We start from the raw sequence: 23,872 nt of genomic DNA, 5'->3' as shown, positions 1-23,872 counted from the left end.
GGACACGCTTTTGACGGTCCGGGCCGTGGTCCGTGCCATGGACACACACGCGACCCTGCGGCTGACCGTCGGGTCCGCGGCCGGCGGCGAGCGGGGGGTCGAGGCCGCCCGTGGCGGCGAGGTGCGAGTGCTCGAAGTCGGGCCGACCGGCGCGTCGCGTCTGGAACCGCTCGCCTTCGCCACGCTGGACGGTCGGACGGCCATCCACGCCGACGTGACGCCCGAGCGTGCCGACCGACTCGCCGCGGCGCTTTCGGCAGGCGACCTGCCGACGGAGGGTGCACACGCCACCGTCGACCACGCGCCCGACGTGCCTCCACAGCCGAGCGGCGGGCCGCTGGGGGCCGGGACGCGGCGGGTGCTCCGGCACTGTGGCTGGGTCGACCCCACGGCCCCGGCGGCGCTCGACGAGGTCGACCCCGAACGGGTCGAGAGCGCGGTCAGGGACGCCGGTCTCCGTGGCCGCGGGCGGGGCGATGCCGCCCGTGCGGTCGGCTCCGACCGGCGCGTCGCGGCGACGTGGGACCTCGCCCGCGAGACGGCTGGCGACCCGGTCGTCGTCGTCAACGCTACGGAGACGGACCCGGCTATCGACGGTGACCGTCTGCTCCTCGAGTCGGACCCGGCGACGGTGCTTGCGGGTGCCGACGCCGTCGCGGCCCGCGTCGACGCGACGGACGTGGTCGTCGCCGTCGCCGAGAGCGACACGCTCGCCCGCTCGCGGGTCGAGGCCCTGGTCGCGGCGGCGGACGACCGTGGTTACCTCGACGCGCCGGTCGATGTGGTCACCGCCCCCGACGACTACCGGGTGACGGAGCCGACGATGACGCTCGAATCGCTGGAGGGGAGCGAGCGCATCGAGGCCCGGCGGCGACCGCCGGGGCCCGCCGAGTACGGTCTGTTCGGCCGGCCCACGGTCGTCCACACGCCGCGGACGCTGGCACAGGCGATGGCGCTGGCCCGCGACGGGGCGGTCGGCGCGCCCGCCGACCCGGGGACGCGGCTCCTGACGGTCATCCACGGCGACGAGCGCGCGACGGTCGAGGTGCCGACGGACGCACCGCTGTCCGAGGCGCTCCGGGGCGTCGGCCGGCCGTCGTTCGAGTCGGCCTGCGTCGGCGGGCGGTTCGGCGGCCTCACGCGGTCGCTGTCGGTGCCGGCGAACGCCGACGCGATGGCCGGGGCGCGTCTCGGCACCGCTGGCGGCGTCGAACTGTTCGAACCGGGTCGGTGTCCGGTCGCCGTCGCCGGGACGCGGGCGAAACTCGCGCGCGAGGGGAACTGCGGCCGGTGTGTCCCCTGCCGCGAGGGGTCGAAACAGCTCCACGAACTCCTCCGTGAGATATACGACGGCGAGTTCGACGCGGGCGAGGTCAGGGAACTCGGCCTGACGGTGAGAGACACCTCGCTGTGCGAGTTCGGCACGGAGGCGGCCCGCCCCGTGTTGACGGCGCTCGACGAGTTCGGCCCGGCGTTCACCGCCCACGCGAACGGCCGCTGTCCGGCGGGTGAGTGCCGGTGAGCTCCGACCCCCTGCCGCGCGTGCCGGGCGTCGAGGACCCGCAACACGAGACGCCGCTGACCGAGGACTTCGAGACGGGCACCGCGAACGACCCGCCGCTGGCGGTCGGTGACGACCCCGTCACGCTGTCGGTGGACGGCGAGACGGTGACCGTGCCGGCCGGGAGCACCCTGCTCGATGCGGTGGAGGCCGCCGGCCGTGAGGTGCCCGCGCTGTGTCACTACGACCGCGACAGCGACGCGAGCGAGTTGATAGGCCCGCGCTCGACGTGTCGCACCTGCACCGTCGCGGAAGGCGGCGAACTTGTGGCCGCCTGCTCGCGGCCGGCACGGGAGGGAGCGACCGTCAGCACCGACGACCCCGCCGCCGCGGAAGCCCGCGACGTGAACCTCGACCTCGTGCTGTCGAACCACAACCTCCGGTGTACGACCTGCGGGAAGAACGGCCGCTGTGAGCTACAGGACACGGCCATCGAGAACGGCGTCGAACACCCGCGGTACGGCGTGTTCGACGACCGCGACGCGTACGAACCGCTCGACGACTCCTCGCCGAACATCCAGATAGACCGCAACAAATGCATCCTCTGTAACCGCTGTGTAGACGCCTGCAACGACGTGCAGGTCGAGGGCGTCCTCAAAATCGAGGGCTCCGGCGAGGACACGCGCATCGCGTTCCAGAACGACGCCGACGCGATGGCCGACTCGACGTGCGTCTCCTGTGGCCACTGCGCGACGGTCTGTCCGACCGGGTCGCTCGTCGAGCAGGGGCTGACCGACGCGACGACGCTCCCGCTCCCGGGGTTCACACAGAAGAACTCCGTCGGGAAGACGATCGAGAGCGAGCGCGACCGCGGCGCCGGCCCGCCTGACGAACCGGCGCAGTCCGGCGTCGCCGGCTTCATGGCTCGCGCGAAGCGGAAAGCCCGCGAAACCGCGGAGGACGCGTTCGTGATGGGCGAGCACGCCGCGGAAGCCGTCGCCGCCAACACGCTCTCGGAGGGGCGACTGTTCGACGTGGCGACGCTCGTGGCGGACGGCCGACTCCGCGGCGTCGAGAAGACGGAGACGACCTGTGGCTACTGTGCGGTCGGCTGTCGGTTCGAGGTGTACGCGGACGACGACGAGGTACTCGGCGTGCGCGCGACGGGGCCGGACGGCGCGCCGGCCAACGACTTCTCGACGTGTGTCAAGGGGAAGTTCGGCTACGAGTTCGTCGGGAGCGACGACCGCCTGACGACGCCGCTCGTGAAGGAAAACGGGGAGTTCCGCGAGGCGTCGTGGGACGAAGCCGTGGACCGGGTCGTGGAGGGCCTGCGAGAGGTGCAGGCCGACCACGGCACCGACAGCGTGGCGTGTTTCGCCTCCTCGAAATGCACGAACGAGGAGAACTACCTGCTCCAGAAGTTCGCCCGCGCGGTGCTGGGGACGAAGAACGTCGACAACTGCGCGCGACTCTGTCACTCCTCGACGGTTGCGGCCCTGCTCCAGACGGTCGGCTACGGCGCGATGACCAACTCCATCGAGGACGTCGCCAACGCCGACGCCTACCTCATCACGGGGTCGAACACGACCGAGAGCCACCCGGTGCTCGCCACGCGCATCAAGCAGAACGTCCGCGACGGTGCCGACCTCGTGGTGTTCGACCCCCGGAAGGTCGGCATCGCCGAGCACGCCGGCCAGTACGTCCGCACGAAACCGGGATACGACATCGCGTGGCTCAACGGGCTCGCGCGGTACGTCATCGAGGAGGACATGTACGACGAGGCGTTCGTCGACGAGCACGTCCACGATTTCGAGGCGCTCCGCGAGAAGGTGGAGCCGTTCACGCCCGACGAGGTGGAGCGGCTGGCCGGCGTCGCGCCCGCGGACCTCGAGCGGGCGGCAGAGACGCTCGCCGACGCCGAGAACGTCGTCTTTGGCTGGGCGATGGGGATGACACAGCACAGCCACGGCACCCGCAACGTGCTCGCGGTGGCGAACCTCGCGCTGTTGCTCGGACAGGTCGGCAAGCCGAACGCCGGCCTCTCGCCGTTCCGCGGGCACAACAACGTGCAGGGGGGCGGCGGTGACATGGGGACGCTCCCGAACAAGCTCCCGGGCTACCGCGACCCGACCGACCCCGAGGTGTTAGACGAGTTCGAGGACGTGTGGGGTACCCGCCCGCCGGAGGGCGAGGGGCTGAAGGTGCCGGAGGTGTTCGACGAAGCACTCGATGGCAACGTCGAGGGCCTGTACGTGATGGGGGAGAACCCCGCGCTCTCGGAACCGGACATCTCCCACGCCGAGCGCGCGCTGGAGGAATTAGAGTTCCTCGTCGTGCAGGACCTGTTTCTCACCGAGACCGCGGAACACGCCGACGTGGTGCTCCCGGCGGCGTCGTTCGCCGAGAAGTCGGGGACGTTCACCAACACCGAGCGCCGGGTGCAGTTGGTCGGGAAGGCGCTGGACGCACCCGGGAAGGCCCGCCCGGACCTCGATATCCTCCAGTCGGTCGCCAACCGCTTCGGTGCGGACTGGGACTACCCCGACGCCGCCAGCGTGATGGACGAAATCGCGGAGGTCGCACCGATATACGGCGGCATCAGCCACGACCGCCTCGAACGCGAGGGGGGCCTCCAGTGGCCCTGCCGCGACGCCGACGACCCCGGGACGCGGTTCCTCTACGAGGCCGGGTTCAACTTCGAGGACGGAATGGCACGGTTCGTCCCCGCCGACATGGGCCGGCCGGGCGAACTGCCGGGCGAGGCGTACCCGCTGACGCTGACCACCGGGCGGGTGATGTACCACTTCCACACCGGGACGCTCACCCGCCGCGCGGAGGGGTTGACCCACCACGTGCCGGAAGCGTTCGTCGAGATACATCCGGCGACCGCCGAGTCGCTCGGCGTGAGCGACGGCGAGTACGTCCGCGTCACCTCGCCGCGGGGTGACATCACCGTCCGTGCGACGGTGACCGACCGCGTCGGCGAGGGCGTCGTGTTCGTCCCGATGCATTTCGCTGATGGAGCCGTGAACCGCCTCACCAACGAGGAGACGCTGGACCCCCAGAGCGGCATCCCCGAGTACAAGGTGTCGAGCGTCCGAATCGAACCGGTCGGCCCCGAAGCCGACCCCGACCGTCTCGCGGCCGACGACTGACCGGTCACACCACGTCGACGATCTCCGCCCGGTCCATCCGCGCGACCACGACCTGTTCGACATCCGCCCGGTCGTGGACCCGTCGAGCGATGGTCCGTGCGGTGTCCGCGAGTCGCTCGGTGTCGGCCATGTTCACCAGCGGGACCACCCGCGCACCGTCGGGAACGCGTTTCAGGCCACCCTCCGGACTGGCGAGCACCCGGGCCACGTCCTCGCCGCCGAGTTCGTCGCCCGGTGACAGCCCCGTCACCTCGGCCACGCGCTCTGGTCGGTGGACGTGCTCGTCGGTCAACGGCTCTCCTACCGCGCGGACGCTGGCGACGGGGACGACCGTGTCGACGCGCTCCGGCAAGCGGGGTTCGTGCTCCGCTGGGGCCTTCAGCAGGCGGGTGCGAGCGCCGTCGGCTTTCACCAGGACGGAGCCAGCGTGTGCGTCTATCAGGTCGTCGACGACAGCGGGGTCGTACCCCCGCAGTCGGTCGCCCTCGTCTTCGGCCGCGAGGCCGAGCGGGAACGGTCCCTCAAGCGCCGCGACGGGGTCCTCCGTGACGAGGCTCCGGACTGTCTCGCGGAACGGCGGAATCCGGACCGTGCTCGTCAGGACCGCGCGGTCGCGGGCGGTCGCGAGCGCGTACAGCGTCGTCTTCTTGCCGCCGGCGCCGACGACGGCGAGCGAGCGCCCCGGGAAGGCGTCGTCGAGGTCCATGCCCGAACCGGGGTGCGGAACCCCAAAGAACGGTAGGTTGACGGTGCACCCGCGAGTCGGCCCGGTATGGAATCCGCCTTCCTCTTGCAGTTGGGGAACGTCGACCTCACGGTGTCGTACGTCGTCCACATGCTGTTCGGCGCGCTGATGACGGGCGCGGTGCTGTTCTTCACCTACGCCGTCAATCCGGTCGCCCACGCCGGCGAGTTGGCCCCGGAGACGCTGGCGGCCGCGACCGGGAAACTGACGACCGTCACCCGGGTCAGTTCGGTGTTCGTGTTCCTCACCGGCGGCCACCAGGCCGGCGTCATCTACACGTTCGAGTCGCTGACCGGTAGCGGGCGGGGGCACCTCGTGCTCGGAATGCTCGTGTTGTGGCTGGCTATGGTGGCGTTCGTCGAAGTCGGCGCCTCGAAACTCCGCGACGGGACCGACCAGGACAAGGTGCGGACCCCGGCCCGCGAGGCCCGGCCGTTCCTCCGGGCCGCATCCGTGGCGGCGGTGCTGGTGCTCGTCGACGCGGGATTACTGGCCGCCGGCGCGAGTCTCTGACGCGCGCCGCTTTGCCTCCGCGACGACCGCCGGGCGACCTGACAGTTCCACGGTGACTCGGTCGCCGTACGACACGTCGTGGACCCGTGTGTGGTCGTACGCCCACGAGACGAGCGACATCGCCGCGTCGCAGTTGGGCATCCGGAGGGTCGTCCGCTCCGTCGGCAGTTCCGCGAGCACGCGCTCGCGAAGCGCCGAGAGGCCGCCGTCCCGGGCGCTGACGGCGACGGGGTCGCCACCGACGGCCTCGCGGGCCGTCGCGAGCGCCGCGCCGTCCAGTCGGTCGACCTTGTTCACGACCGGGACGACCGCTCCTTCGGTGTCGGCGAGCTGGTCGCGGGCGACGGCGACCTTCCGCCGAATCATCTCGGCCGGGTCGGAGCCGTCGACGACCAGAACCACCACGTCGGCGTGGTGGGCGGTCGTCAGCGTCGCCTCGAACGGTGCGACGAGGTCGTGGGGGAGGTTCGAGACGAACCCGACGGTGTCCGTGACCAGCGCCGGCCGCTCCCCGAACGTCGCGCGCCGGGTGGTCGTGCCGAGCGTCTCGAAGAGGCGGTCCGCGACGCCCGGGCCGGTGTCGAGGTCCGCCGGCCCCGAGGCTTCGCTGTCGACGGCCGCGGCGAGACGCCGGAGCAGGGTCGTCTTCCCGGCGTTGGTGTAGCCCGCCAGCGCCACGCAGTCGAACCCCGCCTCGCGGCGCCGTGCCATCCGCTCCGCGGTGGGGTCCTCGATGCGCTTCAGTTTCCGCGTCAGTTCGTCGATGCGGCGCTTGTGGTCCTCAATCGGCTTGCCCTCCTCGTCGTGGCGCGTTATCTCGGTCGCCTCGTCGCGGTTGATGCGCTCGCGGAGGCGCGGCAGTTCGTGTTCCAACCGCGCGCGCTCGACCTGTAGCCGGGCGGCTTTCGTCCCCGCTCCGGCCTCGAACACGTCGAGGACGAGCCGGTAGCGGTCGAGGACGGTCGTCCCCTCCGGGAACCGCTCGGCGAGGTTGAACGCCTGTCCGGGCGTGAGGTCGGCGTCGACGACAACTGTGTCCGCGCCCGTGTCGGCGACGGCCGTCGCCAGGTCGTCGACCACTCTTGGCGGGAGGTTGTAGGTGGCGTCCCTGGGCGCGACTACCCCCGTCGCGTGGACAACCTCGTACCCACCGGTCCCCGCCAGCGCCTCGATTTCGGTCGTGTCCGCTGTGCCGCTGTCCGTCCGTACTCCGATGACTGCTCGTGACATGGCCGTGTGTTCCGTCGGTCGAGAATCGGTGCGGGCCGGGGCCGACGCGCGGGGCGCCGGTCAGGCGACGGAACTGGGCATCGGAACTCGACCGGAGAGTGAGACCCCGGAAGAAAAAAGTTGGCCGTCGCGTGTCAGCCTCTCACAGTCGCCCTGCGACGTGGTCGGCGCATTTCAGCGCGAGCGCGCCGATGGTCAGCGTGGGGTTCATCGCCCCCGGGTTCGGGAACACGGACGACGACGGGAGATACAGGTTCGACACGTCGTGAGTCCGCAGGTCCGGGCGGACGACGCCGGCCGACGGGTCGCGGCTCATCCGCGTCGTCCCCGTGTGGTGGAACGCAGGTCCGGTGTTCTCCGGGCCGACCGACCACCGGATATCGACGCCCAGCGCCTCCAGTATCGCCCGCTGTATCTCGTTTGCACGCTCCAGCGTTCGCTCCGTCCGGTCGTCGAGCGACCACACGATTTCCGGCACGGGGTTGCCGTGGTCGTCGGTCCGCGAGCGGTCGAGCGCGATGCGGTTCTCCCGGCGGGGGGTCTGTCCCACCAGCCCGCCCATGGCGACGTGGTTTCCGTAGCTCGCTTTCAGGTCCTCGAGCAGGCTGTCGCCCCAGTCGTCCGCCGAGAGCGCCTGCTCGACGGGCGAAGGGCCCGCGTAGTTGAGAAACTCCAGTTTAATCGGGTTGAGCGGTCCCTCGCGGGCCGGAACGCCCCGCGTCGACTGCCCGGGGTCGTCGTAGAACTGGTGGCACTCGCTGGTGATGAACCCGACGTGCTTCTGGCGCGTCCGCTCGTCGAGGACGCCGCCCATGCCCGCGAACAGGTGGTCCGCGAAGTACCGCCCGACCAGCCCCGAGGAGTTGGCGAGGCCGTCGGGATGCTGGTCGTTCGCCGACAGCAGGAGCAGTCGGGGAATCTCGACGCCGCCAGCCGCGAGCACGAACACGTCGGCCGTCTGTCGGTGTTCGGTGCCGTCAGGCCTCGCGTACACGGCGGCGGTGACCTGTTGGCCCGACGGGTCCGTTTCCAGCCGCTGGACGGGCACGCGGTCGACGACGCGTACTCCCTTCCGTTCGGCCTGCTCGATGGTGTGGTCGGCGCTGTACTTCGCGCCCGACGCACAGACCGGCTTGCAGGTGCCGTAGCCCACACAGGGGGAACGGTCGTCGTACGGCTCGGAGTTGCGGGCGTTCGGCACCGAGTGGGTGGCGACGCCCACCTGTTCGCACGCCTCCGCGAACAGCGAATCCGAGTACGAGGGCGGGAACGCCGGCATCGGGTGTGGCTCCTCTCGAGGCGGTGCGAAGGGGTTGTCCGACGCGCCCGCGACGCCGAACGTCCGTTCGGCGGCCGCGTAGTACGGCCGGAGGTCACGGTAGTCGAGCGGCCACGCCGGCCCGACGTTGTCGCCGGCGAAATCCCGCTCGTGGAGGCGCATCACCATCCCCTGCCAGTGGTTCGTTGTGCCGCCGACCCCCTTCACGCGGGCGGCATTCAACGGGTAGTAGCGGCCGGAAGTGGAGAACGCGTCGCGTTCGCCGCCCATCCCCCAGACGCTCCCGCCCGACGGACGGATGGCCCGCTCCATCCGCTCGCGGTCGTTCGCGTCGTCGAACCGGGGGCCGGCTTCGAGGACGACCACGCTCGCGCCGTCATCCGCGAGGCGGTTGGCGACGAGCGCGCCCGCGGGTCCCGCGCCGACGACACAGACGTCGACGCCGGTGGACGGCGTTCGCGTGTCGGTCACCGTGGCCCCCGCTGGTAGCTCTGGGTCCCGCCGGGGTGACCTTGCGGATTCTCCAGCCCGACGAGTTCGCCACCGGTCGGTGAGGCGTACAGCGCGTACTGGAGTTCGTTCACGACGTAGCGACGGACTCGCTCGGCGGCGGTGCCGTCGACCGCCGGGTCGGCGGTGTGGACGCCCATATCGTGAAGCAGGGCGTCCCGGTTCTCGGGCGACAGCGCCGCGAAGGAGTCGGCGTCGAACCACACGTCGGCGTGTCCGTCCAGCGTGGCCGACGCCTCGCGCACGCCCCGAAGATACGACTCCCGTCCTTCGATACGCCCCAGGGAGTACGTCTCGACGAACGCCGGGATGCCCTCGACGGCCGACGGGTACACCGCCTCCGCGGCCGCCACCAGCGTCTCCAGCGTCGCGTCGATCGACGGAAGCTCCGGGTCGTCGTCCGCCGCCGCCCGTGCCATCTGACGGGAAAGGGAGGCCGCCCCGCCCCCGACGACGATGCCGGCGCCCGACAGCGCCGCGATGGCGTCACGTCGCGTCAGCTGCACGGGGTGAATTAGGTCAGCCTAAACTTATGCGTTTCCTCTCGGCGGTCCGGTCAGGCCCGCGTGAACGAGTACGCGACGAGCGCGCACGCGGCGACCACCACCGGGGCGATAGCGAGCGACGGACTCACGTCGAACCCGAGGTTCCAGGCGTAGAGGAACACCTGGACGTAGGCGATGACGCCCGCGAGAAACACGACGGACAGCGACTCCATCCACGGCCCCGAGGTGTTCCGGGTCAGCCAGTCGGGGCCGTAGCGTGTCACCAGAACGCTTCCAACGCCGACGCCGGGGGCGAGAACGATTGCGAGCGGCTTCGCCACGACGTTGTCGGCGTTCCCCGAGGGTCCGAAGTGGATTGCCATGCGTTCGGGGAGCGACGGCCACAGCGCGAGTCCGAGGAGCGCGGAGCCACCGAGGAGAGCGTAGGCGGCGAGGTCGGACGAGCGGAGATGCACGACCGGCGGTTGCCGCCGGCCGCACTTGATTCTCAGGGAATCGACACGGTGTTGCGGAGCGTGCCGACGCCCTCGACGTACACCTCGACGATGTCGCCATCGGCGAGTGGGCCGACGCCGGCAGGGGTTCCGGTCGAGACCACGTCACCGGGCTCCAGGGTCATGTACGTCGAAATCTCCGCGAGCAGGTCCGGCACCGAGAAGATGAACTCCTCGCGCGAGGAGGACTGGACCACCTCCCCGTTGAGGGTACACCGGACCTCTGCGTCGGGAGGGACCTCGTCCGGCGTCGCCAGTACGGGGCCGATGGGGGCGGCGTCGTCGAACGCCTTCCCGCGGACCCAGTTCTGCTCGACCGCCTGGTCGTCGCGGTTCGACACGTCGTTGACGCAGGTGAACCCCGCAACGTGGGCCATCGCGTCGTCGTCGGCGACGCCCTTGCACCGCTCCCCGACGACGACGCCGAGTTCCGCTTCGTGGTCGAGTCGCTGTTTCCCCGCCGGCAGGTCGAGCGTGTCGCCGTGCGCGGCGACGGTGTTGGGGGGTTTCAGGAACAGCAGGGGGCGGTCGGGCACCTCCTTCCCCTGTTCGTCGGCGTGGTCGGCGTAGTTGAGGCCGACGCAGACGACCTTGCTCGGCTCGCAGGGCGGGAGGAACTCGACGGTGCCGACCGGAAACGTCTCCTCGCCGGCGAGTCGGCTCCCGTGGTTCGGGAACGCGTGGACGCGGTCGTCGGCCAGTTCGCCGAGGCGGACGTCACCGTCCGGGTCGCGGAAGCGGACCTGTCGCATACACGCAGACGGGCCGCATTGGCGATAGGGTTTCCGGAGCGGACGGAACGTTCAGGGGACCACCGTGTCAACGGTCGGGCGTGCTCGACGGGGTGAACACGCGACGAGGGGTCGCCGCCGGGAGCGTCGCCGGGGGAGCGACGGTGCTCACGCAGGTCGTGATTCCCGGAGCGGTCGACCCGCTCATGCTCGGCGGCGTGTTCGTCGCCGCCGTCATGCTGGTGCTGTTGCTACTCGTCATCCTGCCGCGTCTGCTGGGGTGAGCCGGCACAGGCGACAGAACAAAGCCCCCTGCGGCACCGGAGTCGGTATGGACGCACCCGACTTCTCTGTCGCGGACCAGCGCGTCGTCGTCACCGGCGCGTCGCAAGGTATCGGGCGGTCGATAGCGGAGACGCTGGCGGCCGCCGGCGCGAGCGTCGCACTCTGCTCGCGGTCGATGGACCGCGTCGGCCCCGTCGCCGAGGGAATCAACGACGCCGACGTACCTGGCGAGGCGTTCGCCACCGAATGCGACGTGCGCGACCGCGACGACGTGGAGGCGTTCTTCGAAGCGGCCGCCGACGAGTTCGACGGTCTCGACGCCGCCGTCAACAACGCTGGCGGCGAGTTCGTCGCCCCCTTCGAGGACATCTCCGAGGGCGGGTGGGAGGCCGTGACCGACCTCAACCTCGGCGGCACCTACCGCTGTTGTCAGGTGGCCGGCGAGTATCTGCGGACCGATGCCGACGGCGACGGCGGGACCATCGTCAACATGGCGTCGGTCAACGGCCAGCACGCCGCCCCCAACGAGAGCCACTACGGCGCGGCGAAGGCGGCCATCATCCGGCTGACGGAGACGCTGGCGGCGGAGTGGAGCGACGGCGGCGTCCGCGTCAACTGTATCGCGCCCGGACTTATACAGACGCCCGGCGTCGCGGAGACGCTCGGCATCGACGAGTCCGACATGCCGCCACGCGAGCAGGTCCACCGTCGCATCGGCCACCCCGAGGAGATAGCCGACCTCACGGCGTTCCTGCTGTCGCCCGCGGCGTCGTTCGTCACCGGCGAGACGTACACCGCGAAGGGGGTCCCGAAGCCGGGCAACTCGATGAACCACGACCTCGGGTTGCAGTGAGCGGGAGCGACGCGCCCGAGTACCGACCGTTCGGCTACGTCGAGGACCATCCCGTCGTCCGACGGGTCTCCGACGGCCTGTTCCTCGGTAACGTCCACGCGGCTTCGCCCGATGAACACGACCGGTCGTTCGAGTACGTGCTCTCGGCGACGGCCGACCCCCAGCCGCTGACGACGCATCACCGCCCGCTCGTGGACGGGGACGACGTGACGTGGTCCCGATTCGAGGCGGCGGCCGAGACGGCCCGCGACCTGTACGGCGACGGGTCGCTACTCGTCCACTGCGAGGCCGGCGTGTCGCGGAGCAGCACGCTCGTCGCGACTGCACTCGCCGCCGAAGACGGTATCCCGCTCCGCGGGGGCATCGAGGCCGTGCAGGCGGCCCGCCCGATGGCACAGCCCCACCCGGCACTCCACGAGATGGCCGTCGTGTACCTGGCCGCACAGGGGTGAGTCCGCGTCACGGGTCGGTCCGGTCGATTATCTCGCGTATCCACAGCAGTTTCAGCCCCATCAACAGCGCCGTGGCGACGACGGTGTGGACCGGGCGGCGTCGGAGCGTCGCCCAGCCGAGGTACGCCGTCACCGGGACGTTCAGGAGATTCAGGACGTTCGGCCAGTCGGCGCCGACCGTCCCGTGGCCCGCATCGAGCCACGCGCGCTCCGCGCGGACGCCCCGGGTCATCCACGCGTCGTCGCGCTCCGGCGGCGGAAAGGCGGCGGGGTTGACGACCAGCCAGACGAGCCCCGCCGCGAGGAGTCGCCAGTTGCGGTGGTACAGCGCGTACACGAGTACGGGCGTCGTCGCCGCCCGCGACCAGCCGCTCCACGGGTTCGCGTGTCGCTCCCAGACCCACGCCGGCAGGGACGAGCGACCGTCTCCCTCGGAGGACACGGTATCCATGCGCCCGCTTCGACGGCAGGGAGGCTAACACTGTCGCCCGTCAGGAGAGCCGCTTGCGCATCGTCCGGTGGGGGATGCCCGCGTCCTCGAACTCCTCGCCCTCGGGCTCGTAGCCGAGCCGCTCGTAAAACGCGACGACCGGCACCTGCGCGTGGAGGACAACCTCGTCGTACCCCTCGTCGGCGGCGTACGACTCGAGGGCGTCCATCACGGCCACGCCGAACCCCTCCCCGCGATAGTCGGGGAGGACGGCTACCCGCTCGGCTTTCAGCGCACCGTCGTAGGGACGGGCCCGGGCGGTCGCCACCGGGTCGTCCTCGCTGGTGAGGAGGAAGTGGGTGGCCGCGTCGTCGCGGCCGTCGAGTTCGCGGTCCATCGGCACGCCCTGCTCCTCGACGAACACCAGTTCGCGGATGGCGACGGCGTCGTCGAACCGCGGGTCGTCGGTGTCGAAGACGGCAACGTTCATGCGGGACCCGAGTGGTCCCGGCGAGAAGTGGATGTCGCTACGCGTCGCGGTCGAGTTCGTTGACCGGCGCGTCGGGCGCGTTCTGCTTCACGGAGTCGATGCCCTGCCGGGCCTTCTGTCGCGTGGCGTACCCCTCGCCGGAGTCGGCGATGATGTTGCCGTTCTCGTGGACGAGCCGCCAGCGGTAGTCGCCGTCCCGGTCTTCGTACAGTTCGAAGGTGGCGCTCACAGTTGCTGGAGCACCTCCAGGTCGCGCTCCGTCCGGGCGAACACCGACGCGGACCGCTCCGTCGAGCAGTCCGGACAGACGAACGATTCGTCGGGGTCGGGCATGTAGTTCGCGTCCTCCTCCCACAGTTTGTCGCAGTTCGGGCACGTCAGCTCGACGAACGCTTCCTGCATGGCTCGGCGTTCGACGCGAACGGTGAAAAAGCTACCAGGCGGGGGCGTCGGGGTTGACGCCTCCTCCGCCTGAACAATTAATAGTCGGCCGGTGGTACGTTCGGCCGTGATGGAACTCACTTGGCACGGGCACTCCGCGTGGGGCGTACAGCTCGGTGACACCAGTCTCCTCATCGACCCGTTCTTCGACAACCCGAAGACGTCGCTGGAGCCGTCCGACGTCGACGACCCGGACTACGTCCTGCTCACGCACGGACACGCCGACCACATCGCCCACGCCGCGGAGTATCCCGAGGCGACGCTCGTGGCGGTGCCGGAACTGGCCGCCTACGCCGAGGACGAGTGGGGGATGGACGACGCCGTCGGCGGCATGGGGATGAACCTCGGCGGCACCGTCGAGTGTGGCGACGCGTTCGTCACGATGGTCCGCGCGGACCACACGAACGGCATCATGACCGACTACGAGAACAGCGCCGGCCCGCCGGCGGGTTTCGTCATCTCCGACACGAAGCCCACCCAGGAGTCGGACCCCGACTCGACGGCGTTCTACCACGCAGGCGACACCAGCCTGATGGTCGAGATGCGCGAGGTCGTCGGCCCGTATCTGGAGCCCGATGCCGCCGCTGTCCCCATCGGCGACCACTTCACGATGGGGCCGGGACAGGCCGCTATCGCCGTCGACTGGCTCGACGTCGACTACGCGCTCCCGATGCACTACGACACGTTCCCGCCCATCGAGCAGGACCCCGAGGACTTCCGCCGCGAGGTGAAAGCCGCCGGTAGCGACGCGGAGGTCGTCGTCCTCGACGGCGACGAGTCGTTCAGTTTCGAGTAGCGGGCGAGCGAGCCACCTTTTTGGTGTCGGCGGGCGTCGGTCGGGATGCTATGGCAGATATCGAAGCCAACAGCGTCTGCGAAGAAGGGTACACTACCGTCTCCCGCGTCGGCGACTTCGAGTTGACCGTCGACGCGACGGGCGAGGACGGGCCGACGCCCAACGAGGTACTCGCGGCCGACTACGCCTCCTGTTACGTGCCGGCGCTCCGCGTCGCCGGCCAGCAGCACGGCTACGACGACCTCGGGCGCGTCGAGGTCGACGTGGAGGCGAACCTCGACGACGACGACGACCTGACGGACATCTCCTTCGACATCGGCGTCGAGGCCGACGTCGACGACGAGGACGTCGACGCGCTCATCGAGACGGGCGAGGACATCTGTCACGTCCACTCGGCGCTCCGCGAGGGGCTCCACGCCGACATCTCCCTCGAGTCGGGCGTCTGAATCGGCCCCGCCGTCTTTTGCCAAACGCTCAAACCACGGCCCCACGTAGAGTGGTCCATGACCAACTGGCAGGACCGCATCGTCGGCGCGCGGATGGCCGTCGACGACGAGTACTCGTCGGCCATCGACAACTCCGGCTTCTCCCGACAGGAGTGGGGGATGGTAATGACCGCCGTCGAGTTCGACATCAGAAACGCCGACGACGACGAGCACGCGGAGCTGTACGCGGACACCTCGAACCTCAAGGACATCATGCCCGAGGTCGAGAGCGTCGCCGAGATGCAGTCGATGGGGATGGGTCAGCAGGCCGACTCCGGGGGCGGCGGCGTCCTCGATTCGGTGAAGTCGGCGCTCGGCCTCGGCGGGGATGGAAGCGACGACGCGGACCTCGAACGCCGCGTTCGCGAGGCCGAGGACCTCGTCGACGGCTACGCCACCGAACTGCAGGCCCACCTCGAAGCGAACGGGACGTGGGAGGAGGTGCTGGCCGCGTACCGCGAGCAGGATGAGTCCGCGTGACGAACTGCTCCTCGGACTGCTGTTCGCCGTCGTCGGTCTGACGTATCAAGCCGGAGGAATCGCCCGGTTCGCGGGCGCGCTCGGCCTGTTCGTCGGCCTCGGCGCGTATCTCGCGGACACGTTCTTCGGTAGAACCACGACAGAGGCGTGACGCCCTACAGCCGGTCGACGACGGCGGCGGTCACGTCCGCGGTCGTCGCGTCGCCGCCGAGGTCGGGCGTCCGCGGGCCGGACTCGAGGACCGACTCGACGGCCGTGCGCACGTCCGCTGCCTTCCCACCGTATCCGAGATGCTCCAGCAGCATCGCCGCGCTCAGTATCGTCGCACAGGGGTTGGCGACGCCCTGGCCCGCGATGTCGGGCGCGGAGCCGTGGACCGGTTCGAACAGCGCGTTGTCGGGACCGACGTTGGCGCTCGGCAACAGGCCGAGACCGCCGACCAGCCCCGCCGCGAGGTCAGAGAGCATGTCGCCCGCGAGGTTCGGGCAGACGACGACGCCGTACTCCTCCGGACGCAACAGCAGATGCATCGCCAGCGCGTCCATCAGCGCCTCCTCGTACTCGTGGTCCCCCTCGTCGGCGACCGCACGGCAGGCGTCGAGGAACTGGCCGTCCGTCTCCCGCATCACGTTCGCCTTGTGGGCGACGGTCACGTCGTCGTAGCCGTTCTCGGCGGCGTACTCGAAGCCGAACTCGGCGATGCGCCGGGAGGCGTCTTCGGTGATGACGCGCGTGAGCGTCGTCACGCCCTCCGCTATCTCGCTTTCGATGCCCGCGTAGACGCCCTCGGTGTTTTCGCGGACGAACACGAGGTCCGTCTCCGGGCGGAGCGCGTCGACGCCCGGGTACGCGCGGGCCGGCCGCACGTTGGCGAAGGAGCCGACGGCCTCCCGGAGTGGGAGGATGACGTCGGCGGCCGACTCGCCCGCGGCGCCGAACAGCGTCGCGTCCGCGTTCGCCGCCAACTCGTACGTCTCCTCGGGGAGGGGGTCGCCGCCCGCTTCGGCGACGTGGTCGCCGGCCTCCGCCTCGACGAACGCGAAGGAGCCGACCGTCTCCAGCACCTCTACGGCGGCGGGGACGACTTCCTGTCCGATGCCGTCGCCGGGGACGACGACTATCTCCTCAGTCATCGGCACTCGTCCGGGGCTCGGGGTTCCCGACGTACGGGAGCGATTCGGCCGTCGCCCGTATCGCCTCGGTGTTCGACTTCATCAGCGCGGTCGTGTCCCAGATACCCTCGACGAGCGCCTTCCGCTGGGCGTCGTCGACGGTCACGTCGACCGTCGTGTCGCCGTAGGTGACCGTCTCGGCGGCCACGTCCACGTCGAGTTCGCCGTCCGGGTTCGACTCGACCCAGTCCTGGATGGCCTCGACCGTCTCCTGGTCGGCAGTGACGGTGGGGATGCCGAGCGCGAGACAGTTGCCCGCGAAAATCTCGGCGAACGACTCGCCGACGATGGCGTCGATGCCCCAGCGCATCAGCGCCTGGGGCGCGTGCTCGCGGGAGGAGCCACAGCCGAAGTTGCTGTTGACGACCATCACGCTCGCGTCCCCGTAGCGGTCCTCGTTGAACGGGTGGTCCTTCTCGTTGTCCGCGTCGTCGAACCGCTGGTCGAAAAACGCGAACTCGCCGAGGCCGTCGAACGTGACGACCTTCATGAACCGGGCCGGGATTATCTGGTCGGTGTCGATGTCGTTGCCCCGCACCGGGATACCGGTGCCGGACACGTCGGTCACCTCGGGGATGTCGGTCTCGGTTTCGGTCATGCTTCGACCTCCGGTTTCGGCAACTCGCGCACGTCGGTCACCTCGCCCGTGACGGCCGCGGCGGCGACCATCTCCGGCGACATCAGCACGGTCCGGCCGTCCTTCGACCCCTGCCGACCGATGAAGTTCCGGTTCGAGGAGGACGCACACCGCTCGTCGCCCTCCAGTTGGTCCGAGTTCATCCCGAGACACATCGAACAGCCGGCGCCGCGCCAGTCGAAGCCGGCTTCGGTGAACACCTCGTCGAGCCCCTCGGCCTCGGCGGCGGCTTTCACCCGCTGGCTCCCGGGCACGACCATCGCCCGCACCGAGTCGTGGACCTCGCGCCCCTCGACGAGTTCGGCGGCCGCACGCAGGTCCGGCAGACGCGCGTTGGTACACGAACCGAGGAACGCCACGTCGATGTCGTACCCCTGCATCGTCTCGCCGGGGTCGACCTCCATGTGCTCTTGGCTCATCCGGGCGGTGTCCTGCTTGTCCGCGGGCAGGTCCTCGGGCGCGGGGATGGGTTCGGTGATGCCGACGCCCTGGCCGGGGGTCGTCCCCCACGTCACCGTCGGCTCTATCGCGGAGCCGTCGATGGTCACCACGTCGTCGTACTCGGCGTCCGCGTCGCTCGCGATGGACTCCCAGTACTCTTTCAGTTCGGCGAACCGCTCGGGGTCGTCGGCGAACTCGTCGGTGTCGCGGAGCCACGCGTAGGTGGTCTCGTCGGGGTTGACGTAGCCCGCGCGGGCGCCACCCTCGATGGACATGTTGCAGATGCTCATCCGGCCTTCCATCCCCAGCGACTCGATGGCCTCGCCGGCGTACTCGTACACGTAGCCGACGCCGCCGTCGGTGCCGAGCCGCCGGATGATGGTGAGGATGACGTCCTTGGCGGTGACGCCCTCGCCCAGTTCGCCGGTGACCTCTATCTTCCGGACGTCTTTCTTCTCCATCGCCACGGTCTGGGTGGCGAGCACGTCGCGAATCTGTGAGGTGCCGATGCCGAACGCGAGCGCGCCAAAGGCGCCGTGCGTGGAGGTGTGGCTGTCGCCACAGACGATAGTCGTGCCCGGCTGGGTGAGCCCCTGCTCGGGGCCGATGACGTGGACGATGCCCTGGTCGCCCGTCGTCGGGTCCGAGAAGTCGATGCCCGCCTCGCGGACGTTCCGCTCCAGTTCGGACATCATCTCCTCGGCGGCGTCGTCGCCGAGCGGCCGCGACTGGTCGTCGGTCGGAACGATGTGGTCGACCGTCGCGTGCGTCAGGTCCGGCCGGGCCACGTCGATGTCCCGCTCCTGTAGCATGCCGAACGCCTGCGGGCTGGTGACCTCGTGGATGAGGTGGAGGCCGACGAACAACTGGTCCTGCCCGTTCGGCAGGGTCGTCACCTTGTGGGCGTCCCAGACCTTGTCGTACAGCGTCCGCTCACTCATCGGCGTTCTCGTCGCCCTCCATGTAGGCGGCGTTCGCCGCGGGGGCGTTCCGCGGCGGCGTGTGGTCTACCTCGCGCAGGGTCATGTCCGGGGCCTCGTCCATCGCGGGCGTCCCGCCGGTGGGCGTGTCGCCCTCTCGGGGCTGGATGGCCGCGCCCGCCTCGCCCCCGTCGGCGGCGACCGTTCGACCCCGGTTGTACGTCTGCGTGTCGCCGAACGCCTCGTTCGTGTACGGGTTCGTGTGGCTCATCTCGCCCAGCGTGTCGTTGTCCTCTGTCATTGTCAGTCGTCCGCAGGTGTCTCCGCAGGCTGTTCCTCGTCCGATTCCTCGCCCCACGCGAACAGGCCGCGGAGCTCCTCGCCGACCTCCTCGATGTCGTGGTTCTTCTCGGCGTGGCGCAACTGCTTGTAGCTCGGTCGCCCGGCCTGGTTCTCGGATATCCACTCGCGGGCGAACGTGCCGTCCTGCACGCCCTCGAGCACCTGCTCCATCTGCTCGCGGGCGTGGTCGTCGACGACCACGTCACCGCGGGTCAGCCCGCCGTACTCGGCGGTGTCGGACACCGAGTCCCACATCTCGCCGAGCCCACCCTCGTACATCAGGTCGACGATGAGCTTCAGCTCGTTCAGACACTCGAAGTACGCCATCTCCGGCGAGTAGCCGGCGTCGACCAGCGTCTCGTAGCCGTGTTTCACGAGCGAGGTGACGCCGCCACACAGCACCGCCTGCTCGCCGAACAGGTCCGTCTCCGTCTCCTCCCGGAACGTCGTCTCGACGACGCCCGCGCGGGTACAGCCGATGGCCTGTGCGTACGCCAGCCCCACGTCGTGGGCGTCGCCGGTCGCGTCCTGGTAGACGGCCAGCAGGCCGGGCGTCCCCTCGTCGTTCTCGTAGTTACGGCGGACGAGGTGGCCCGGCGACTTCGGCGCGACCATCGTGACGTTGACGTCCTCGCTCGGCTCTATCTGCCCGTAGTGGATGTTGAACCCGTGGGCGAACTGGAGCGTGTCGCCGGCGTCGAGTTCCGGCGCTATCTCCTCGTACACCGCCGGCTGGACGGTGTCGGGCACGAGCACCGACACGAGGTCGGCCTCGCTCGCGGCGTCGGCGGGCGTCTCGACGCGCAGGCCCTCGGCCTCGGCGGCCGACCGCGAGGAGGAGTCCTCGCGCAGGCCGACGACCACGTCGACCCCCGACTCGTGGAGGTTCAGCGCGTGGGCGTGGCCCTGACTGCCGTAACCGAGTACGGCGACCGTCTTCGAGTCGATATGCGATGCGTCCGCGTCGTCGTCGTAGTACACTGGGTTGTCGAACTCCTCGCTCATTCTTTCAGATGCTCCGGCACGATGGCCGTCTTGGTCTCGCCGCGTGCCAGCGCCGTCTGCCCGGTCCGGGCGATCTCTCGGATGCCGAACTGGCGGTAGGCGTCGATGGCGTCGTCTATCTTCCGCTCGTCGCCGGTCAACTGGACCGTGATGGTACGGGGACCGGCGTCGAGCGTCGTCCCGTCGTACATTTCGGTGATTGCCTGCACCTTGTCGGGCTCCTCGCCGTCCACTTTCACGATGACGAGTTCCCGGGTCACGGCGTCCTCTGCGAGTTCGCGGACGTGGATGACGGGCACTATCTTGTTCAGTTGCTTCTCTATCTGGTCCAGCGTCGGGTCCGGCTCCTCGACGACCAGCGTGATGCGCGCCCAGTCGTCGTTCTGGGTGTCCGCGACGGTCAGCGACTCGATGTTGAACTGCCGGCGGCTGAACAGCCCCGACACCCGCGCGAGCACGCCCGGTTCGTGGGCGACCAGCGCCGAGATGACCGTCCGCCGGGGCTCCGGCTCGGCCTCGACTTCGGGGTCAATGCGGATGCCCTGACTGTTCCGCCGGCCGTCGGGCCGCTGGCGCTCGTCCGGGCCGGGACCGTCGAGTCCCTGACTCACAGGTGGTCACCCCGCAGGGCGAACAGCCCGTTGTCGCCACCCGAGGGGACCATCGGGTAGACGTCCTCCTCGGGGTCGATGTGGACGTCGACGACGGACGGCCCCTCGACGTCGAGCGCCGCCTCGACGGTCTCCTCGACCTCGTCGTACTCGTCGATGCGGAACCCCGCGGCGCCGAACGACTCCGCGAGTTTGTCGAACTGCGGCATCCAGTTGTAGTCGGAGGCCATCCGGCGACCCTCGTAGAAGCCGTCCTGCCACTGGCGGACCATCCCGATGAACTCGTTGTTCAGGATGAACACCGTGACGTCGAGTTGCTCGCGGACCGCGACCGTCAGCTCCTGACACGTCATCAGGAACGAGCCGTCGCCGTCGAAACAGACCACCGACTGGTCGTCGTCCGCGGCCAGGCGAGCGCCGATAGCGGAGGGGAGGCCGTACCCCATCGCGCCAAGCCCGTGGCTCGACACCCACGTCCGTGGCTCGGTGTACCGCCAGTACTGGCAGGCCCACATCTGGTGTTGGCCCACGCCGGTGGTGACGACCGTGTCGTCGGCCGTCGCCGCGTCGACCGTCTCGACGACGTACTGCGGCTTGACCGGGCCGTCCTCGTCCATCGGGTAGTCGAGCGGGTACTCCGTTTTCCACTCCTGGACCTGCTCGCGCCACTCGTCGGCGTCTGGGGTGGCGGGCATCGCGTCGTGTAACTGCTCCAGCACCGCCTTCGCGTCGCCCACGAGCGGGTAGTCGGCCGCGACGTTCTTCGATATCTCCGCTGGGTCTATCTCGACGTGGACTATCTCGGCGTCCGGCGCGAACGACTCGACGCCGCCGGTCAGGCGGTCGTCGAACCGCGTCCCGACCGCGAGCATGCAGTCGGTCATGGTGATGGCCATGTTGGCGTAGCCGGTGCCGTGCATCCCGGCCATCTCCAACGCGAGGTCGTGGTCCTCGGGGAACGCGCCGATGCCCGGCATCGTCGTGACGACGGGCACGTCGTACTCGATGGCGAATCGGCGGAGTTCGTGGCAGGCTTCGGCCTTGATGACGCCGCCGCCCGCGAGGATGACCGGCTTGTCCGCGTCGGCGAGCACCTCGGCGGCCTCACGCACGTCGCGGTCGTCGGCCGTCTCCGGCGGCCGGTAGGTGTCCGGCGTGGTCGCGCGCCCGGGTTCGGCGTCGGTGTCGGCCTGCGTCACGTCCTTCGGCAGGTCGACGAGCGTCGGGCCCTGCCGGCCGCGTTTGGCCATGGCGAACGCCTCGCCGACCACGTCGCCGACCGTATCGGGGTCGTCCGCGAAGTAGTTCGTCTTCGTGACGGGCATCGTGACGCCCGTTGTGTCGGTCTCCTGGAAGGCGTCGGAGCCGACGAAATCGGTCGGCACCTGACCCGTCAGAGCGACGACGGGGTCCGAGTCCATGTTGGAGTCCGCAAGCCCGGTGACGAGGTTCGTCGCGCCGGGGCCCGAGGTGGCCATACAGATGCCGGGGTCGCCGCTGACGATGCCGTACGCGTCGGCGGCGTGGGCCGCACCCTGCTCGTGGGCCATCGTGATGTGGGTCATCTCGGAGTCGAACAGGGCGTCGTAGACGGGCATGATGGCCCCGCCTTGGACGCCGAACAGGTACTCGACGCCGGCGTTCTCCAGCGAACGGACGACGGACTCCGCGCCCGTCGAGACGGGCGCGTCCTCGGTGTCGGCGTCCGCTTCGGCCGGTTCCTCCTCGGGTTTGACTGTGTGTTCGCTACTCATGGTTCACCTCCGCTGTCGTGTCGTGGGTTGGGTCGTTGATACATCGGTCGTGCTGTCGGGGTACTCGAACGCGATTCGGACGGACGGGGAGAATGATATGTAGGGGCAGTTATACCCCTACGATAATCGCGGCCGCGATGCTCGTCGCCGTGCTGGCGCGAGCGGTCGCGGCTGGTGTCACGTCCGTCGACTGAACCTCCACGGTCAAAGCCCTGTCGCGGCGAGCAAGCGTTGCCGCGTCGCTCCACCCGCGGCTGACCGGGTGGCGACTCGTCGGAGGCGGCCATCAGATTCGGACCTCCTCCGACGTGCGGACGCCGACCTCCTCGGCGAACCGCTCCAGCACGTCCATCGTCACGCGCTGTTTCTCGGCACCGTAGTCCTTGACGCGGCGCGTGACTTCCCGGACCTCGGCGTCGGTCGGCTCGTAGCCCGCGTCCTGCAGGCGCTCGCGTACCGAGTGGTTGCCGGTGTGTTTCCCCAACACGAGTTCGCGCTCGGCGCCGACCATCTCGGGGGTCATGACGCCGGGCTCGAACGTGTCGGAGTTCTCGATGACGCCCGCGGCGTGGATGCCCGACTCGTGGGAGAAGGCGTTGCGGCCGACGACCGGCTTGTTCGCCGGGATGTCGATGCCGCTCTTCTCCTCGATGATGCGGGCGATCTCGGTGATGCGCGTGGTGTCGATGCCGGTGTCGACGTCGTACAGCGACTCCATCGCCATCACCACCTCCTCGTAGGCGGCGTTGCCGGCCCGCTCGCCGATGCCGTTGACCGACACCTGCGCCTGCGACGCGCCGGACTCGTAACCGGCGACGGCGTTGCCCGCCGCCAGCCCGAAGTCGTCGTGGGTGTGGACGTCGACCTTCGCGTCGGTGTGGTCGACGACCGTCGCCACCAGGTTGCCGAACCGGTTGGGCGTGCCGACGCCGCAGGTGTCGGGGATGTTGATCCAGTCGGTGCCCGCCTCGGAGACGGCCTCGACGACCTCGATGAGGAAGTCGGTGTCCGTCCGCGTGGCGTCCATCGGGGAGAACATGCACGTCACGCCCGCGTCCTTGACGCGCTCGACCGACTCGACGGCGCGGTCGACCGCCTCCTCGCGGGTGGCGTGCATGCTGTCTTCGAGCTGGACGTCGCTCGTCGAGACGAACACGTGTACCATCTCGACGCCGCTGTCCAGCGCGGCCTCTACGTCCTGTTCGACCACGCGCGCCAGCCCACAGACGGTGGTGTCCGTGGCGGCGGCGATGTCGCTGACGGCCTCGAACTCGGCGTCGGAGTTCACGGGGAAGCCCGCCTCGATGACGTGGGTGCCCATCTCGTCGAGCACCGCGGCTATCTCCCGTTTGTCCTCGTACGAGAACGACGTCCGTGGCGACTGTTCGCCGTCGCGCAGCGTGGTGTCGAAAATCCGTGCTTCGTCGACTTCGTCAGGGTTACTCAGTGTGCCCTGGAAGAACTCGACCCGCCGGGGTATCCGACGAAACCTCGTGTGTCATGGCAACCGTGTCCACGCCGCGACCACTATTTAATACCTTCGTTCGAACAGGTGTTGCCGGGGTGTTGATGTTCGGGCACTCGGCCGGGCGAACGGAAAACCACACGACG

General features: G+C 69.6%; 28 protein-coding genes. 10 read left to right on the top strand and 18 right to left on the bottom strand.

What is annotated here, in order from left to right:
• Nucleotides 1–37 precede the first annotated feature (37 nt).
• A complete protein-coding gene (locus NL112_RS15500; RefSeq protein ID WP_255149752.1) occupies nt 38–1,522 on the top strand; it encodes an NADH-ubiquinone oxidoreductase-F iron-sulfur binding region domain-containing protein in 1,485 nt (494 codons plus the stop codon).
• Entirely contained in the window at nt 1,519–4,659 is a 3,141-nt protein-coding gene (gene fdhF / locus NL112_RS15495) for a formate dehydrogenase subunit alpha (protein ID WP_255149751.1), read from the top strand. Before NL112_RS15500 ends, fdhF begins: the two co-directional genes overlap by 4 nt.
• Before the next feature lie 4 nt (nt 4,660–4,663).
• Here fdhF and yqeC read toward each other — a convergent pair whose 3' ends face one another.
• Entirely contained in the window at nt 4,664–5,365 is a 702-nt protein-coding gene (gene yqeC / locus NL112_RS15490; protein WP_255149750.1) for a selenium cofactor biosynthesis protein YqeC, read from the bottom strand.
• A 66-nt stretch (nt 5,366–5,431) separates the two neighbouring features.
• Here yqeC and NL112_RS15485 point away from each other — a divergent pair, with 66 nt between their 5' ends.
• Nucleotides 5,432–5,917 (top strand): CopD family protein, encoded by a 486-nt coding sequence (locus NL112_RS15485; protein ID WP_255149749.1) that lies wholly within the window; start codon nt 5,432–5,434, stop codon nt 5,915–5,917.
• On the opposite strand, the gene NL112_RS15480 is transcribed toward NL112_RS15485, so the two are convergent.
• From NL112_RS15480 to NL112_RS15460, 5 genes are all read right to left on the bottom strand, one after another.
• Nucleotides 5,891–7,147 (bottom strand): HflX GTPase family protein, encoded by a 1,257-nt coding sequence (locus NL112_RS15480; RefSeq protein WP_255149748.1) that lies wholly within the window; start codon nt 7,145–7,147, stop codon nt 5,891–5,893. The genes NL112_RS15485 and NL112_RS15480 overlap by 27 nt on opposite strands.
• 142 nt (nt 7,148–7,289) lie before the next feature.
• Entirely contained in the window at nt 7,290–8,897 is a 1,608-nt protein-coding gene (locus NL112_RS15475; RefSeq protein ID WP_255149747.1) for a GMC family oxidoreductase, read from the bottom strand.
• A complete protein-coding gene (locus NL112_RS15470) occupies nt 8,894–9,442 on the bottom strand; it encodes a gluconate 2-dehydrogenase subunit 3 family protein (protein WP_255149746.1) in 549 nt (182 codons plus the stop codon). The genes NL112_RS15475 and NL112_RS15470 overlap by 4 nt, the downstream gene beginning before the upstream one ends.
• 50 nt (nt 9,443–9,492) lie before the next feature.
• A complete protein-coding gene (locus NL112_RS15465) occupies nt 9,493–9,897 on the bottom strand; it encodes an SdpI family protein (protein WP_255149745.1) in 405 nt (134 codons plus the stop codon).
• A gap of 32 nt (nt 9,898–9,929) precedes the next feature.
• A complete protein-coding gene (locus tag NL112_RS15460; RefSeq protein WP_255149744.1) occupies nt 9,930–10,688 on the bottom strand; it encodes a fumarylacetoacetate hydrolase family protein in 759 nt (252 codons plus the stop codon).
• Nucleotides 10,689–10,768: 80 nt separating this feature from the next.
• Between NL112_RS15460 and NL112_RS15455 the strand changes: the two genes are divergently transcribed.
• Genes NL112_RS15455 through NL112_RS15445 form a run of 3 tightly spaced genes read left to right on the top strand, consistent with a single transcriptional unit; the run spans nt 10,769 to nt 12,257 of the window.
• Nucleotides 10,769–10,951, top strand: a complete 183-nt coding sequence (locus NL112_RS15455) for a hypothetical protein (protein WP_255149743.1) — start codon at nt 10,769–10,771, stop codon at nt 10,949–10,951.
• Between the two features lie 47 nt (nt 10,952–10,998).
• Nucleotides 10,999–11,805 carry an SDR family NAD(P)-dependent oxidoreductase gene (locus tag NL112_RS15450; RefSeq protein WP_255149742.1) on the top strand — a complete coding sequence of 269 codons (807 nt, stop codon included), beginning with the start codon at nt 10,999–11,001 and terminating at the stop codon, nt 11,803–11,805.
• Nucleotides 11,802–12,257, top strand: coding sequence for a dual specificity protein phosphatase family protein (locus NL112_RS15445; RefSeq protein ID WP_255149741.1), 456 nt, complete (start codon nt 11,802–11,804; stop codon nt 12,255–12,257). Before NL112_RS15450 ends, NL112_RS15445 begins: the two co-directional genes overlap by 4 nt.
• A gap of 7 nt (nt 12,258–12,264) precedes the next feature.
• On the opposite strand, the gene NL112_RS15440 is transcribed toward NL112_RS15445, so the two are convergent.
• The 4 genes from NL112_RS15440 to NL112_RS15425 are packed head-to-tail and all read right to left on the bottom strand — an operon-like array spanning nt 12,265 to nt 13,579.
• Nucleotides 12,265–12,708 carry a DUF6653 family protein gene (locus NL112_RS15440; protein WP_255149740.1) on the bottom strand — a complete coding sequence of 148 codons (444 nt, stop codon included), beginning with the start codon at nt 12,706–12,708 and terminating at the stop codon, nt 12,265–12,267.
• 40 nt (nt 12,709–12,748) lie between these two features.
• A complete protein-coding gene (locus NL112_RS15435) occupies nt 12,749–13,177 on the bottom strand; it encodes a GNAT family N-acetyltransferase (protein ID WP_255149739.1) in 429 nt (142 codons plus the stop codon).
• A gap of 37 nt (nt 13,178–13,214) precedes the next feature.
• On the bottom strand, nt 13,215–13,406 hold the full coding sequence (locus tag NL112_RS15430) for an HVO_2922 family protein (protein WP_255149738.1): 192 nt from the start codon (nt 13,404–13,406) through the stop codon (nt 13,215–13,217).
• Nucleotides 13,403–13,579: a DUF7836 family putative zinc-binding protein gene (locus tag NL112_RS15425; protein ID WP_255149737.1), complete on the bottom strand. Its 177-nt coding sequence runs from the start codon at nt 13,577–13,579 to the stop codon at nt 13,403–13,405. Before NL112_RS15425 ends, NL112_RS15430 begins: the two co-directional genes overlap by 4 nt.
• Before the next feature lie 109 nt (nt 13,580–13,688).
• Here NL112_RS15425 and NL112_RS15420 point away from each other — a divergent pair, with 109 nt between their 5' ends.
• The 4 genes from NL112_RS15420 to NL112_RS15405 are packed head-to-tail and all read left to right on the top strand — an operon-like array spanning nt 13,689 to nt 15,530.
• Nucleotides 13,689–14,414 (top strand): metal-dependent hydrolase, encoded by a 726-nt coding sequence (locus tag NL112_RS15420; RefSeq protein ID WP_255152611.1) that lies wholly within the window; start codon nt 13,689–13,691, stop codon nt 14,412–14,414.
• A gap of 50 nt (nt 14,415–14,464) precedes the next feature.
• Nucleotides 14,465–14,860: an OsmC family protein gene (locus NL112_RS15415; RefSeq protein ID WP_255149736.1), complete on the top strand. Its 396-nt coding sequence runs from the start codon at nt 14,465–14,467 to the stop codon at nt 14,858–14,860.
• A 57-nt stretch (nt 14,861–14,917) separates the two neighbouring features.
• The gene (locus NL112_RS15410; RefSeq protein ID WP_255149735.1) at nt 14,918–15,379 is read left to right on the top strand and encodes a DUF5799 family protein; all 462 of its coding nucleotides are present in this window, start codon (nt 14,918–14,920) and stop codon (nt 15,377–15,379) included.
• Entirely contained in the window at nt 15,366–15,530 is a 165-nt protein-coding gene (locus NL112_RS15405) for a hypothetical protein (RefSeq protein ID WP_255149734.1), read from the top strand. The genes NL112_RS15410 and NL112_RS15405 overlap by 14 nt, the downstream gene beginning before the upstream one ends.
• 4 nt (nt 15,531–15,534) lie before the next feature.
• Here the strand turns inward: NL112_RS15405 and NL112_RS15400 are convergent, their stop codons facing one another.
• From NL112_RS15400 to NL112_RS15365, 8 genes are all read right to left on the bottom strand, one after another.
• Nucleotides 15,535–16,512: an isocitrate/isopropylmalate dehydrogenase family protein gene (locus NL112_RS15400; protein WP_255149733.1), complete on the bottom strand. Its 978-nt coding sequence runs from the start codon at nt 16,510–16,512 to the stop codon at nt 15,535–15,537.
• The gene (gene leuD / locus NL112_RS15395; protein ID WP_255149732.1) at nt 16,505–17,149 is read right to left on the bottom strand and encodes a 3-isopropylmalate dehydratase small subunit; all 645 of its coding nucleotides are present in this window, start codon (nt 17,147–17,149) and stop codon (nt 16,505–16,507) included. Before leuD ends, NL112_RS15400 begins: the two co-directional genes overlap by 8 nt.
• On the bottom strand, nt 17,146–18,570 hold the full coding sequence (gene leuC, locus NL112_RS15390; protein ID WP_255149731.1) for a 3-isopropylmalate dehydratase large subunit: 1,425 nt from the start codon (nt 18,568–18,570) through the stop codon (nt 17,146–17,148). Before leuC ends, leuD begins: the two co-directional genes overlap by 4 nt.
• Complete coding sequence (locus NL112_RS15385; protein ID WP_255149730.1) at nt 18,563–18,850, bottom strand: DUF7989 family protein; 288 nt, start codon at nt 18,848–18,850, stop codon at nt 18,563–18,565. Before NL112_RS15385 ends, leuC begins: the two co-directional genes overlap by 8 nt.
• 2 nt (nt 18,851–18,852) lie before the next feature.
• Complete coding sequence (ilvC, locus tag NL112_RS15380) at nt 18,853–19,896, bottom strand: ketol-acid reductoisomerase (RefSeq protein ID WP_255149729.1); 1,044 nt, start codon at nt 19,894–19,896, stop codon at nt 18,853–18,855.
• The gene (gene ilvN / locus NL112_RS15375; protein ID WP_255149728.1) at nt 19,893–20,507 is read right to left on the bottom strand and encodes an acetolactate synthase small subunit; all 615 of its coding nucleotides are present in this window, start codon (nt 20,505–20,507) and stop codon (nt 19,893–19,895) included. The genes ilvC and ilvN overlap by 4 nt, the downstream gene beginning before the upstream one ends.
• Nucleotides 20,504–22,261: a biosynthetic-type acetolactate synthase large subunit gene (ilvB, locus tag NL112_RS15370; protein WP_255149727.1), complete on the bottom strand. Its 1,758-nt coding sequence runs from the start codon at nt 22,259–22,261 to the stop codon at nt 20,504–20,506. Before ilvB ends, ilvN begins: the two co-directional genes overlap by 4 nt.
• Nucleotides 22,262–22,547: 286 nt before the next feature.
• Nucleotides 22,548–23,741 (bottom strand): LeuA family protein, encoded by a 1,194-nt coding sequence (locus NL112_RS15365; RefSeq protein ID WP_255152610.1) that lies wholly within the window; start codon nt 23,739–23,741, stop codon nt 22,548–22,550.
• Between the last annotated feature and the right edge of the window lie 131 nt (nt 23,742–23,872).

The sequence above is a fragment of the Halorarius halobius genome, assembly GCF_024298865.1.
Taxonomy (GTDB): Archaea; Halobacteriota; Halobacteria; order Halobacteriales; family Haloarculaceae; genus Halorarius; species Halorarius halobius.
Note: the sequence above shows the minus strand (reverse complement) of the source record. Positions and strands in the feature narration are given on the sequence as shown.

Bases quoted from the DNA above. Each gene is read 5' to 3' on its own strand.
- NL112_RS15440 (WP_255149740.1), bottom strand. From the start codon at position 12,708: ATGGATACCGTGTCCTCCGAGGGAGACGGTCGCTCGTCCCTGCCGGCG.
- NL112_RS15410 (WP_255149735.1), top strand. From the start codon at position 14,918: ATGACCAACTGGCAGGACCGCATCGTCGGCGCGCGGATGGCCGTCGAC.
- ilvC (WP_255149729.1), bottom strand. From the start codon at position 19,896: ATGAGCGAGGAGTTCGACAACCCAGTGTACTACGACGACGACGCGGAC.
- NL112_RS15435 (WP_255149739.1), bottom strand. From the start codon at position 13,177: ATGAACGTTGCCGTCTTCGACACCGACGACCCGCGGTTCGACGACGCC.
- ilvB (WP_255149727.1), bottom strand. From the start codon at position 22,261: ATGAGTAGCGAACACACAGTCAAACCCGAGGAGGAACCGGCCGAAGCG.
- NL112_RS15460 (WP_255149744.1), bottom strand. From the start codon at position 10,688: ATGCGACAGGTCCGCTTCCGCGACCCGGACGGTGACGTCCGCCTCGGC.
- NL112_RS15420 (WP_255152611.1), top strand. From the start codon at position 13,689: ATGGAACTCACTTGGCACGGGCACTCCGCGTGGGGCGTACAGCTCGGT.
- NL112_RS15500 (WP_255149752.1), top strand. From the start codon at position 38: ATGGACACACACGCGACCCTGCGGCTGACCGTCGGGTCCGCGGCCGGC.
- NL112_RS15480 (WP_255149748.1), bottom strand. From the start codon at position 7,147: ATGTCACGAGCAGTCATCGGAGTACGGACGGACAGCGGCACAGCGGAC.
- yqeC (WP_255149750.1), bottom strand. From the start codon at position 5,365: ATGGACCTCGACGACGCCTTCCCGGGGCGCTCGCTCGCCGTCGTCGGC.
- NL112_RS15405 (WP_255149734.1), top strand. From the start codon at position 15,366: ATGAGTCCGCGTGACGAACTGCTCCTCGGACTGCTGTTCGCCGTCGTC.
- NL112_RS15425 (WP_255149737.1), bottom strand. From the start codon at position 13,579: ATGCAGGAAGCGTTCGTCGAGCTGACGTGCCCGAACTGCGACAAACTG.
- leuC (WP_255149731.1), bottom strand. From the start codon at position 18,570: ATGAGTGAGCGGACGCTGTACGACAAGGTCTGGGACGCCCACAAGGTG.
- NL112_RS15415 (WP_255149736.1), top strand. From the start codon at position 14,465: ATGGCAGATATCGAAGCCAACAGCGTCTGCGAAGAAGGGTACACTACC.
- leuD (WP_255149732.1), bottom strand. From the start codon at position 17,149: ATGACCGAAACCGAGACCGACATCCCCGAGGTGACCGACGTGTCCGGC.
- NL112_RS15400 (WP_255149733.1), bottom strand. From the start codon at position 16,512: ATGACTGAGGAGATAGTCGTCGTCCCCGGCGACGGCATCGGACAGGAA.
- NL112_RS15385 (WP_255149730.1), bottom strand. From the start codon at position 18,850: ATGACAGAGGACAACGACACGCTGGGCGAGATGAGCCACACGAACCCG.
- NL112_RS15485 (WP_255149749.1), top strand. From the start codon at position 5,432: ATGGAATCCGCCTTCCTCTTGCAGTTGGGGAACGTCGACCTCACGGTG.
- NL112_RS15450 (WP_255149742.1), top strand. From the start codon at position 10,999: ATGGACGCACCCGACTTCTCTGTCGCGGACCAGCGCGTCGTCGTCACC.